Raw genomic sequence first — 13,448 nt, 5'->3', positions numbered from 1 at the left:
GCTAAAAAGTTGTTTTTACTATCCGTTTTCAATAAAGAATCTTCACCAGATAGAAATTCTGTAGAAAAGTATTCATTTTTCCATTAGTAATTGGAATGATGAGTACTTTTTTTGATTGCATTAAAACGTCAATAGTTCGATTATTCATCCCTACTATTCAATAAAATGTGGTAAAATTAAGAAAATAACACATGAAGATGAATTTTATGGCGATTTGTGTTCTTGAAAGTATCAAGGGAGAGATTATATGGAAAGATTAGTGAGAGAAATTTTAATCAAAGAACAAAAGAAAACTATTGAAATTATAAATTTAGAGCAAAAGGTTAAGAAAAATTTAGGTGAAAATAGAAGTCCTTTATTTTATAAAGAGTTTGCAGAAATTGTGCTGCAACTTGAAGAAAATGGGGTTATAATTCCGTTGAAAAGTGCACAGTCATATGGACCAGACAGCCGAATTAAAGAAAAATACAAGAAATGTGAAGAGGTAAAAAGAGGTGATGAAGAGGAATTAAAAAACGAGATTTTTTCTTTCCATCCATCTATGGTTATGCGCGAGTATCTAAAAGATTTAAATAAATACCGAATAGAAAGAGATGTACTGAAAATAATTAGTTCTTTCTTGGTGTCAAAATCATCCTCAGAACCTTTTTACTCTGTTAATGAACGTTCTTATCAGTTATTTGGAAATGAGAAATTTTTGGCTAGCAAAGCAGGAAAACAAATCCTCCAATTGATTGGAAAAGATTACGATGATCTTTGTTGTTTTGAGACATACGAACCGTTTTTCCATTTTGGTAAATGGAAAAACGAAGGAGAAGCAATTCTAATTGTGGAAAATAAAGACACGTTCTTTAGCGTTAAAAAACTGATGCTGGAAGGTATCGATACTTGGGATGGAAAAACCTTTACAATGTTGGTCTATGGAGAAGGAAATAAAATCTCTCATTCTATTGATTACTTAAAAGAATTAAACATACCAACGAAAGTCCCCATTTATTATTTTGGAGACCTCGACCGTGAAGGTGTTTCAATTCTATACCGAACATCTCAAAAAGATTATAAAGTCCAACCAATGATACCATTTTACCGAGCTATATGGAAAAATAGAAGAAATAAAAAGGGAAAGTCTCAAAATTGGAATGAAGCTTCAGTGAACTTTTTCCTGTCATATATGGATAAAGAAATAAGGGGAGATATCCTACAGTACTTAAAAAAAGGGCAATATATTCCGCAAGAAGCGTTAAGTATAGAGCAACTAAGGAGGATGTCTAATTGGAAGTAGCAAGACTTTATGAAGGGATCTCAGAAAGGTATCAAAATCTTGTGTTATTCATGCCAATTTACCAATTGAAGCAGGCGACGCACAGTAGATATAAAAAATACGATTTAATGGAACTGGGCTTTGGGACTTTGTTGTTTTATTATTAATGAAATGTTAACGGGGAAAGGTAGTGTGACAAATCACCAACTCACAATCTTCATCCAAAGTATAATGAAGGAAGTATATGGGACTATGCTGTCTCAAGATGAGGCTAACGAACTAAGAAGATATTTAGTCGATGAAAAATTAAGAAACAACGGAGAAAACTTTGCTTATTCCCACACAGTTTACCCAGGTGATGAGAAAAAAACTATACAATTCCAATTAATTGAATATGCTAATTGGACTTATGAAGGACATAAAAACAAAGAAATAAATTTACGACTTTCCGAAAAAGGAATTGAATTGTTGTTCAAAACAAAAGAAATGTTCTCAGAAATGCAAATTAGTATTACTGCTTTATTTTTAAAACAGCAATTAGAAAAAGGAGAGTTTGCTCCTGCACTAAACGCAGCGAAGGACTTGATATTTCAAATTGATAGCCAAAGGAATTCCATCGACAGGTATTCAGAAAAAATAAGAAGAAATGCTATTTCTGCTTTAGAGAAAGATCGCTTGAACCAAACCATTGAAAACTCAACCAATCAAACGAAGCAAGAGAAAGAACAGATTAACGACCTTAGAAAAAATATTGATGAAATCAAAATGAATTACATTAACGGCGTACTAACAAAAAGAGAAAGAAAAAAATATGAAACTATTCTACAAATCGATAGTTTATTAGATAGTTGTAACTCAAAAATTGCCATCTTATTTACCAAAAAGCTTGATTTATCAACTACAGCTAGAAGTTCTGTTGAACTTTTAATTGAAAACCTGTTCGCAAAGAAGTTTAACTTCGAACAAGCAGTGCTCCAAAACTGGGTGACAAAGAGAGTAACGCAAGAAAAGGCCCACAAGTTACTGAAGCCGATAATGCCAGTTAAATATCCGAAAACTTATCATCCGATGTGGGCATTCAAGACGCAGACAGTGAAAAAAGTGAATCATAATCTAGAAAAAATGTTGCCAGAGTTATCAGAAGAGGAAAAAGAGGCGGAAATTCTAAAGTTAAAACAACAAGAAGAGAAAGACTTTCAAAATTTTAAAAGAATGGCTGAATACCTTTTATTGCCGCTGATTGAGAAAGAATATTACTTTATCTCAGATGTTCTTAAGGATCTACGAGAAAATAATTTGTCGCTCTATTCCGAATTAGAAAACCAAGATTTTCAGTTGTTCTTAGACACTGTTATGGCATTACATTTCAATACTTATAAACAGTTTGAAATGCATGATTTAGATGAAATAGCACACGACCCAGATGAAAATAAAGTACTGATTAGTATAACAAATGAAAACGACGAATTAGAAGATATAGGTGGGTTTTTGATTGTGGAAACAGAGAAAGAATTTGAATTCGCCAACGGAGCGATGATTACAGACTTTATTATCTTAAGAAAGGAGAAAAAAGAATGATAGAAACAGAAAAGGTAAAAGAAGCATACACATTATTTCAGACTGTAATGATAAGGGGAAGTATCGATAAAAACAGAGATCCAGATCTATTTCATTCTTATTTAGACCCGGATATAAGAGATATTATTCGACAAATTTTCCAACCTGTTTCTCAGTCTAAAATTGTACAGGTAGATCAAACACTTTATTTTGTGCCCGAAATGGAGAATGATACATTCGCTTATAGCAATAGTGAACTGTTAGAGTTGATGAAACTAAAAGATAATAAGCAGCTGTACTTTGCTCAATTCATTTTTATGAATTTGCTCAGTGAATTCTTTGGAGATCAATTTTTACAAACTGGAGAAACGCGAGCATTCATAAAGGTGGATGAAATAATGGCAAGAGTGAATGAATACATGCAAAATTTTGATCAAAAATCCGAAGAGGAATTAGAAGAATTGCAAACTAGATATGAACTAGACATTAGAGGGATGTTGGAAACGTGGAAAGGACTTTCGGATGTAACAGAAGATATCAAAGATCTGTCTAAGGCAACCAAAAGAGATTACGGGTTCTTTCTAAAAGTATTGCGCTTTTGGGAAAATGAAAAACTAATTATAATTCGTGAAAAAGAAGAAATTTCTTTAACAGATAAAATGAAAAACATCTCTAACTCTTTCTATCATAATGGAGAGCGAATTACTAGAATGCAGGAATTATTAGATGAAATAAAAGAAATTAACAAGGAAGGGGGAGAAGGAGTATATGCCTAAGTTAAATAGAATTAGGATTTCAAACATTAAATTAGATGGCGGAAATAAAGTGTTCGGGGACAAGATTTTTAATGTTATGGGAAACAATGCCTTATTTCTATTAGAAAACGGTGGAGGGAAAACAAGTCTTATTCAGTTAATTCACCAGGTTATCCTCCCGAATCATACTATCCAGGGAAGAGAAATGAAAAAGAACGTGCAAAAGGGGCAAACGATTCACGTTGCTACAGAATGGATTCAAGATGATGAATTTCGAGATCATTTTGTTACTGGTTTTTGTTTTGAAAACTACGGTGTGAAACGGTACAAAGATGATCCTGGTTATGAGTATTTCAACTATGTTAACGAATACGATCACCAAAATGCGATTCGACTAGAAGATTTACCTTTCTCTATGGAAGGTAGGGTAACCAATTTAAAGATGCTGAAAGAGTTTTTGCGAAAACAAAAAGGTGTTCAAGTGGCTTATAAAAACAAGAAACAATACCAAGAATCATTAGAACAGTATGGGCTTATGGGTTCCGAGTGGAAAAATATATCGAAAATAAACAGTGAAGAAGGTGGTATCAAAGCGTTTTTTGAAAAAGTTTTAACGACAGAAACTTTATTAGAGCGTTTATTTGTGCCATTCCTAGAGGAAAATTTATTTCCTAACGAACAAGAAAAGAATGCGATCTCTAATGCATTCCAAACTTATAAAGAAAAGTTACTTAGCCTTCCAGAGCAGGAAAAAAAACTAAAAGATTATCAAGTTATATTAGGTAGTGCCGACTCTATTATAGATGCTTGTGAAGTATATAATAATATTAGAACAGACCTCGAGATAGCACAAAAGATGCTTGGAAGAGTCTATGTGACAATTAAAAATCGCATAGAGGATAACAATGAACTCCTAAAAGAAGTTAAGGAAAAAATCGTACAAATTGAAAGTGAAATTAAACATGTAAATTGGAAAATCAAATCCTATGAAGCGCATGCCTTTAAGATACAACTTCTTAAGGCAGAGGAGGAATGGAATGAGGCTGAAGAACAAGTTCGGAAACTAACGAAAGATAAAGATTACCTTGAACGTTCAATTAAAGAACAACAAGCTGCTCAAAAATACGGATATTACCAAGATGTTCTGGAAAATGCCTATGAAGCTAGGGCTGAAATTGAATCCGCCAAATTAGAAGGAGGAGAACGTTTAATAAAACTACAAGAAGAAAAGGAAATAGTATCTAAACAATACCGTCATCTAAAAGTTAAACAAGAGAAAGAACTTGACTCATTGGAAAACCATTTTACGAGTATTAATCTAGAACTTACAGAAGCCAAGGACAATAAAGAACTAAAACAACAAGAGCTAATGGCAATAAGTGAAACACGAAAAGAACTAAGTGTCTATATACAAAATTATGAAAAAGAACTAATTGAATTACAAAAAAATCATGCTGAGGTTTGGGACAAAGATGCTCTTCATACTGAGAATACTTTACAAAGAGAATTGAAAAAAGTTCAGTTTGAAAAGGAACAATTAGAAATAAAGGAACAAAAGGATTGGGAACGATTTTCTTGTTTAAAAAATCAAGAACAAGAGATAAAAACAAAAACATTGTCTGAAAAGAACCAACTTTCTGAAAGAGAAAAAGAATTTGACACTTTCTCTGAATTAGAAAATTCTTTGAAAGATAAAGTAGATTCATATCTAACAATACAGGAAACTAACTTGTTTTATTACAAAGAAAATATTGAAAGAAAGTTAGTAAGATTAAAAGCTGAAATGGATAAACACATTACAAATCTAACTTTTGAGATGGAGCATTACAAGCAAATCCTAGAAAGTATTGACCAAAAAGGATACCACGCTCACGTAGAACTAGAAAATGTCAAGGATTACCTAATAGAACGAGGTATTGATGTTATTTTAGGGGTGGAATGGATTACTAGATTAAGGTTAACAGAGAGGCAAAAAAGGCAAATGATAAGAAAAAATCCTATGATTTCTTTTTCTATCATCGTAGAGTCCAATCAAATCCCAAAGATCAAACGTACCCTAAAAGGATATAAAAAAGAACTAACCATACCTATTTTATTAATGGACAAAACTCACACTCAAGAAGATGAAAAAGAGTTTTTATATGAACTTCATCGATCTTTATTCGTCTTTCATCATTTCCAAATTCGTTATCATTCGGACGATTGGCAAGCGCTACAAAGGGAAATTAGACAAAGCATAGAGAAATATGAGGGAGATTTGAGAAACAAAAAAAGACAATTGAAAGAATTGGAGCAGCTTGAAAACGAACTCTACACCTTCTGGTCTAATTATTCTAGTGTATCCAGAAAAGAGTTGGCAAACCAAATTAATCGGATTAAACAGGCTATCACTGTTCTTCATGAAGAAGAATCTGAACTAGATCTAACCATACGATTATCCGAGGAAAAAAGGAAAAGTATTGCAAGCCAGATAAAAGAAAAACAAAAAGAAATTGACCACATAAGACAAGTAACAAATGAGTTTGCAAGTTTTAATTACAGGTATTTAAATTTAAATACAAACAAATCGAAATTGGAAGTTACAAACCAAGATTTTGCAGAGTTAAAACGAACCGTTGAATTTATAAAGATTACTATTAAGAAATTAGAATCAAAAAAAGATTCTCATACTTCGAATATAAACAAATACAAACTTGTCCAAAGCAATTTATTAAGGGATTTTAAAGACTACGACTTTTTAAATGTAGAGGAAAAGATAGTGGCTACAGAACAGGAATATAGCAAACAAAAATCCATATACAAATCGCTTCGTGAAAAAGCTAACTCTGATTTCAAACGGCTAGAGAGTTTGGAAAGAATCTTAAATCAGAGTGAGAATACGATGCAAAGGTACGAACAAGATATTGAATCGCTTGGCTATTCTATGGAAACGATCGGATCAATGAATATGGTTTATGATCAAAGGCTGTTAGAACAATTCAAGTTTGAAGTTAATGGAGTATATGATATTGTGAAAGATTGGCAGGAAAAATTGCAAAAAGCAAAAATAGATCAACAAACTAGCAAGCATTTGTACGATAAAGAAGTAATGCAAATAGATAAATTCTATGAGAAGGAACCGTATGAATTTGGCGAAACCGTAAAAGAAGAGATTGAATTGATCGAACAACAAAAAGATAGATTAGCAAATAGAATAAAAAGTGAGAAAACCACAGAAGAAGATATAAAGAAAAAACTATTGAATCTAACTACTGCATTAGATGGTTTAGATGGAGATAAACAAAATATTGTTGGAATTGTAGGAGCAGAAGTGCTGCGTGATGAGGAATGGAACGAAAAAAATCCTTCTCGTTTTATTTTTGATCAAAATAGTAAAATTACTGATAAAAGAGGAAGACTATCCGAGCAACGATTTAACGTTAGTAAAAGGTTAGACCAACTCTTGGAAGATATTAAAAAGACTGGAAACGGTTCACTTATCCATATGACAAAACAGTTAATCGAGTTATTAGATCAAGATAAAGATGATTATGATTTAATCATAAAAAGCTTTTTAGATATAATTGAAAAAGTTAAAATTTATGAAAAAGTAATTGAAGTGGAAAAAAAACAATCTGAAGAGGGACGAGAATCTTTGATTGATAATATGTATGCTCGATCTGAGACAATTCATAAAAACATCATAGATATTACAAAAAGTTCTCAAATTAAGCGTGGGGCAGATATTGTACATCTAATCAAGATTCGTTGGACGAGGAGGGAACCAGAAGAAGCAAAAAATGAGTACCGACTATTCGTAGACAACGTTTTGAAGGAGTTATCTAAACAGAAATACAATGGACTGGATGATGCTCAACTCGATGTGTTGTTTGATAAGATGATGACAATGAAAAATGTAATCAATTGCTATGCAGATATAAATCGTTGTGTCGTAAAGGTCGTAAAACCAGAAAATTTTTTGTTAAATAAATACGACGATCATTTTTGGGATGAAGTAGCAGATTGGAGTGGGGGTGAAAAACAGTCCGCGAGAATGTGTATGTTTATTGCATTCAACAACCACTTACGTAAAAGACGTTTTTCCAAAGAAACTTCTACTAAGTTCATAATTGTGGATAATCCATTCGGTGAAGCAAGCTCAGATCACGTTGTAAAGCCTTATATTGATTTGGCGAAAATGACAAATACACAATTGTTCTGTCTAACAGGTATTAAAGATAAGTCTATTCAAGCTGAATTTGATACAGTTATTAGCAATCAATATATCTTTAGAAGAGGAATTTTAATGTTAAGCAGTCAAGAAAGATTTAAAAATGAAGATATACAAGCAAATGTGGAGCTTGATAGTATCTTCTATGCAAAATAAACACATAAACATTGGTCTATTCACTAAGTTATTAAGGGTGACAAAATGAAAAACATCCAAGCATTCGCCAAACAATACAACCAAGAAATGAACTGGCATATGGATAAGGGTAGCTCAGAACAAACAAAATCCGCTCTATTAGGCAACTACATGCGTCTAACAACCGAAGTTGCCGAAGTAACAGAGGAATTACGAAAAGGCTTCAATATGACTAACACATATATTAATGAAGGTATGGATGAGGAAAAGGCATTTGAAATTGCGATGGATTCTATCAGTGAAGATCTTGGAAAAGAGTTAGCTAACTGTCTTGCATATATAACTAAATTCGCTAACTACTTTGAGGTTGATTTAGAAGACACTTATTTTGCAAAGATGGAAGAAGTAAGGGATCGAAAAAATAGGGATGTAAGTTTAGTTAGGGAATAATTCATTTGTCTGACACTTGAAAAGCTTTTACCATACAAATAGAAGATGTAACCATGTATCAAATTCCTTTATTGGGGTGAAAAAATGGGGATACACACTGGAAAATCAAAAGACTATTATTTTAGTTTGTTTAAACCGGGGAATGCTAGGTTTTTAGCAAAAAAGATAGACGAGTATCTTTACAAAGAATGTTTATATAAAGATGAAGTTGAAGACTATCATGAAAGATATAATAATGGGATTCGCACAGATTGTGTAGGGTATGTAAGTAAGAGAGGATCATTCAAATTCGCAACTTTAACATCTGCGAGAAAGGTGTGCTTTGTCCTTCATCTAGGAAAAAAACTGCATACGGAAACTGCTAGAGAAATGCAAAAGGAGATAGATGATTTGTTAGGACATTCATACGGAAAATCTGATGGGACTAGACCTACTCCGGGCGAAGTGTACATTAGATTAGAATGGGTAGACAACTTAGAGCTAATAACAAATTTTATTAATAAGGCATATAGTTTGAGGCTGCAAAAGTAAAAACTCATGCATCGGATGACACGTCAGCCTTTAATTGGTTAAAGGAGAAAATAAGAATCGAGAATGAACGCGAAATCTGGAGGACGAGGCAGATAATCTACGTTTGTCGCAGGTGAGTAATATTAGTGGTTCAAATCCCAACGGTAGCGCGTATTTGTGTTATGTTCATGGTATCGATCGGAACCTTCGATTGGTCATCGATTAGGAATTTGAATAAATTGCCTTGAACGGACACAGGAGGGATGGGGAGGTCAGTCCATTTAAATTTATATTGAAATCAAGTCTTCAATTAAAGGGCGATTCTATAATAAGGATTGGGTCATTATCACATATAAGTGCCTATTGTTGAAAACTATTTCGAACCATAATTAGGTATCTAATTCTACTCAGCTGTTTGATATGTTTTTTTGTGTATCGTGTTGACCTTATGGAAAGATAATAGATGTTTATTCAAACAAAACATTGGTTACCTGTATCTTTTATTGTAATATAAGGGAAAATGCTTTTATTATCTTGGAAGGTGACCTAATTTGGAAGAGAAAGAAATAAAATTTGGTAACAAAGACTTTGGAAGAACTCCAATAGAAAGACTGATAATTTTATTAGAGAAGAAAGGCATATTACGACAAGTAATTAATCTTTTATTTTTGGTTATATTAGTTGGAATCAACTCTCAAATTCATAACGATACAACAAAAGGTGTTCAGTTTCTGATTATTGTATTTTTAATACTTTATAGCGGTAATGAATCCACTACAAACTTTTTTGGTGCAGCTACTTTAGCAATATTTATAACAATTCATTTTTCAATGTTTGGTTTTAATGCAATTGCACTGATTCTAACATTTACTATATTTTTATTATTTAAGAAGAGACTAGAAAAAAATTTCTTAGGACCAATCTCCATTTACTTATTTATTGATACATTATATATATATCTTGATTTACAGTTTACAGGTATTTTTAGTTTTTTAAGTAACTATCTATTCTCAGAGAATGCAGTAATAATACTATTATTAATACCTGCAACTAATTTATTTTTGATTGTTGAGAGGCAAAGTAAGAAAACTTTTACTAATAGATTTTTAAACAAATATTTTGTATTCATATCTTTAGCATTCTTATTCGGGATAGCATTCTTCATAGGAATAATTTTAAGTAATAGTGCACTAATATATGTTTCATATTTTCTCCTTATTTTTTATGCTATAGGAACCTTTATTTACAAAAATCAAACTATAATATTACTCCTTCCTATCGCAGTGATTATTTTAATAGCATATGTTTTAAACGCCTTTAACTAATGAAGCAGGTTTATTGCAATTGTTGTATAAATAACTTGAAAAAAAGTTATCATGAAGAAAATTTTAAGTGTATTATTTATAACAAACACTCCAGAATCACGGTAAAATTCACTTTCATTTTTAAGAAAAGGGTTTATTTTTATGGAACGACGAGGAGGAGAGTGAAAGTGATCTTGGATAATATTGGAGTTTATACGGACACCATTTATTCGATAGTGAAATCGAAACAGATCCCGCATCTAAAAAACAGCACACGTATTTTATTTGCAAAGGATTCCATTCATCTATGGATCCAGTATCGGGAGTACATCAACTTACGTATCTAATGATACGTAGGTTTTATAATTTCCATTTTTCTACAATTTAACTACCTTTTCTCCAAATATTAGGTAAAATATTACTAGGCTAAATTTATTAGTAATTCATTTACGATTTTTTTATGAAAGAGGGGTCACAAATTCTTTGGATATAAGAAAACACCTGATACTTGTAAACAACAAAGATCAAACAGTTCAAATAGACTTTTGTCAAAAACAAAATAATAATTGGCATATTCGATACTATAACAATAGTCAAGTATATCCTTATAATGAAGAAAACATATTTTCGAACAGTAGCCCAAACACAATAGATCACAAAACTTCCATTGTGTACGAAAATAATCAGCCAATATCTGGCATTAATACTATACTGGAATTTGGTCCTTACATAAGAATTATCTTTACTAGCGGATATAATAAAATATTTCGAAGGTCTGAGATTAACATTGAAAAAACTTGCTTAACAAACAAAAAGGCAAAGGATTGCTTTAACTACTTAAAGGAACTAGCTGAACATGTCAGTGTGAAGAAAGACGGTGAACTCACTTTTTTAAGCAAGCAATATAACAGTCTTTCCACTATAAATCCTCGTAGTGTTCTATCATCCTATTTAGAGAGAAAGCCTTTAAAAAGAGAGGTAAATCAAGCGCAGGTTATTTTTCCATTTGGATTTAATACAAGTCAAATGTCAGCGACAGAAAAGGCAATGACGGAACAGGTCAGCATTATTGAAGGTCCACCGGGAACTGGAAAAACACAGACTATCTTAAATATCATTGCAAATGCAATCATAAACAAAAAGACAGTTGCAGTGGTTTCTAACAATAATTCTGCGACTGCTAACGTTCTTGAAAAGCTACAAAAGTATGGTCTTGATTTCCTCGCAGCACAACTAGGAAATAGAGAAAACAAAGATGAATTCTTTAAAAAACAATCTGGGGAATATCCTGACATGCGTGAATGGGTGCTGGAAGAGAAAGAATACGACTTAATTAAAACAAACTTACATGATGCACAACACAAACTAACTGAAATGCTAGAATTTAAAAATCAACAAGCACTGGTAAAACAAGAACTATCTCAATTACAAACTGAATATAGTTATTTTAATCACTACTATTCAGACTCAGACTATAAACAACTCCAAGTGAATTCCTTAACTCGATTGAACGCTGATAAAGTGTTGAAGTTTCTAATTGAATATCAACGAAATGTTCAAAAGGGAACTATAAAATTAAGTAATAAATTATACAATTTGTTTGTATATCGAATATTCAACTTCAAGCTATATACATATTCAGCAGAAATTGTCATTTCTTTTTTACAAAAAGTTTATTATGAGTCAAAAATGAAAGAGTTAAAAAACAAAGAAGAATCACTTACCCGAAAGCTTGAGAATTACGATTTTGAGAGCGAGATGAAACAATACAGAGATGACTCTATGAAATTATTTAAGGCAAGTTTAGCTGATGTTTATGGAGTGGCTGACAATAGAGAAGTATTTACAGCAAAGGCGCTCTGGAAAAATTTCAATCGTTTTATAAAGGAATATCCAGTCGTCTTAAGTACCACACATTCATTACGAAATAGTGCTGGAGCAAATTATCTGTTTGATTATGTATTAATTGACGAAGCTTCACAAGTGGATGTAGTGACAGGCGCACTGGCTTTATCTTGTGCCAAAAATGCTGTAATTGTAGGCGATGTTATGCAGCTTCCTAATGTAGTACCTGAGGAAGTTAAACAGAAAACTAATAGGATTTTTGATACGTATGAACTGGATCAAGCATACAATTATGCAGAGCATAGTTTGTTAACTTCGATAGTAGGTTTATATCCTGCCATTCCTAAAACACTGTTGAAGGAGCATTACCGCTGCCATCCTAAAATTATTGGGTTTTGTAATCAGAAATTCTATAATAACGAGCTAGTTGTCTTAACAGATGAGCAGGAGAGCGAGAAGCCATTACTTTTATATAAAACGGCGAAAGGAAATCATGCAAGAGGAACGTTAAATCAGCGACAGATTGATGTTGTGTTTAATGAAGTCATTCCTAATCAACAGATTAATGCGAAACAACAGTCGTTAGGTATCATTTCCCCATACCGTATACAAGCTAATGAACTCCTGAAAGCAAGCGGAGATCAGAATATAGAAGCAGACACTGTTCATAAATATCAGGGCCGCGAGAAGGATATAATCATTCTGACTACGGTTTCGAATACAATGAATGTAGATGATTTCGCCGATAATTCTAACCTTATCAACGTGGCAGTTTCACGTGCAGCGAAGCAGTTAATTGTTGTTGTGGCAGATGGAAGCGAAGACTGGCATGGGACGAACGTTGGAGATCTAGTCAGGTACATTAAATATAATAACTTTGACATGATAGAAAGCCAAATTTATTCTGTGTTCGATCTTCTTTACAGTAGTTATTCGGATAAACTATTAGAAATAATGGAAAATCCTAAACAAGTTTCTGCTTATAAATCAGAAAATCTAATGAATGCTGTGATAGAGAAGGTGTTAAGCAGGGTTGAATTTAGGAGTCTTGACTTTGTGCTTCACCAGCCATTACGCATGCTAATCAAGGATCCAGTTAAGCTTACCGACGTTGAGCGTAAATTTGCGATGAATATATTAACGCATACGGATTTTGTTATTTTTAATAAGATAGATAGAATGCCGGTACTGGTAGTTGAAGTTGATGGTCATGCTTTCCATGCAGCGAATGAAACCCAGCTCAAGCGTGATGAGATGAAAGATACCATTTTGCAGAAATATGGTATTCCAATTATTCGTATGAAAACGACGGGGAGTGAAGAGGAGAGAGTACTGCGCGATAAACTTGGAGAATTATTGGGATTATAAATTGATATGATTAAAAGGGGACCGAAAGATAAAAAAGCTTAATTCCATTTAAC

10 protein-coding genes are annotated in these 13,448 nt (G+C 32.6%); all 10 read left to right on the top strand.

The window, feature by feature from the left end:
- Positions 1 to 247 precede the first annotated feature (247 nt).
- The 10 genes from VBD025_RS15865 (at position 248) to VBD025_RS15820 (ending at position 13,395) form a co-directional block, all read left to right on the top strand.
- Positions 248 to 1,282, top strand: a complete 1,035-nt coding sequence (locus VBD025_RS15865) for a Wadjet anti-phage system protein JetD domain-containing protein (RefSeq protein WP_430787218.1) — start codon at positions 248 to 250, stop codon at positions 1,280 to 1,282.
- Positions 1,273 to 1,428 (top strand): hypothetical protein, encoded by a 156-nt coding sequence (locus VBD025_RS15860; RefSeq protein ID WP_430787216.1) that lies wholly within the window; start codon positions 1,273 to 1,275, stop codon positions 1,426 to 1,428. Before VBD025_RS15865 ends, VBD025_RS15860 begins: the two co-directional genes overlap by 10 nt.
- Before the next feature lie 64 nt (positions 1,429 to 1,492).
- Positions 1,493 to 2,839, top strand: a complete 1,347-nt coding sequence (locus VBD025_RS15855; RefSeq protein ID WP_430787214.1) for a hypothetical protein — start codon at positions 1,493 to 1,495, stop codon at positions 2,837 to 2,839.
- Positions 2,836 to 3,594 (top strand): DUF6063 family protein, encoded by a 759-nt coding sequence (locus VBD025_RS15850; protein ID WP_430787212.1) that lies wholly within the window; start codon positions 2,836 to 2,838, stop codon positions 3,592 to 3,594. Before VBD025_RS15855 ends, VBD025_RS15850 begins: the two co-directional genes overlap by 4 nt.
- Positions 3,587 to 7,939, top strand: coding sequence for a hypothetical protein (locus VBD025_RS15845; protein ID WP_430787210.1), 4,353 nt, complete (start codon positions 3,587 to 3,589; stop codon positions 7,937 to 7,939). The genes VBD025_RS15850 and VBD025_RS15845 overlap by 8 nt, the downstream gene beginning before the upstream one ends.
- Before the next feature lie 45 nt (positions 7,940 to 7,984).
- Positions 7,985 to 8,368, top strand: coding sequence for a hypothetical protein (locus VBD025_RS15840; RefSeq protein WP_430787208.1), 384 nt, complete (start codon positions 7,985 to 7,987; stop codon positions 8,366 to 8,368).
- 84 nt (positions 8,369 to 8,452) lie between these two features.
- Positions 8,453 to 8,899, top strand: coding sequence for a hypothetical protein (locus tag VBD025_RS15835; RefSeq protein ID WP_430787206.1), 447 nt, complete (start codon positions 8,453 to 8,455; stop codon positions 8,897 to 8,899).
- Between the two features lie 530 nt (positions 8,900 to 9,429).
- Positions 9,430 to 10,203, top strand: a complete 774-nt coding sequence (locus VBD025_RS15830) for a hypothetical protein (RefSeq protein WP_430787204.1) — start codon at positions 9,430 to 9,432, stop codon at positions 10,201 to 10,203.
- A 167-nt stretch (positions 10,204 to 10,370) separates the two neighbouring features.
- Entirely contained in the window at positions 10,371 to 10,529 is a 159-nt protein-coding gene (locus VBD025_RS15825; protein ID WP_430787202.1) for a helix-turn-helix domain-containing protein, read from the top strand.
- 136 nt (positions 10,530 to 10,665) lie between these two features.
- Positions 10,666 to 13,395 carry an AAA domain-containing protein gene (locus VBD025_RS15820; protein WP_430787200.1) on the top strand — a complete coding sequence of 910 codons (2,730 nt, stop codon included), beginning with the start codon at positions 10,666 to 10,668 and terminating at the stop codon, positions 13,393 to 13,395.
- Positions 13,396 to 13,448: the final 53 nt, after the last annotated feature.

This window comes from Virgibacillus flavescens (assembly GCF_050574275.1).
Classification (GTDB): Bacteria; Bacillota; Bacilli; order Bacillales; family Amphibacillaceae; genus Virgibacillus_F; species Virgibacillus_F flavescens.
The sequence above is the reverse complement of the archived record's forward strand: the minus strand, read 5'-3'. Positions and strand labels throughout refer to the sequence as shown.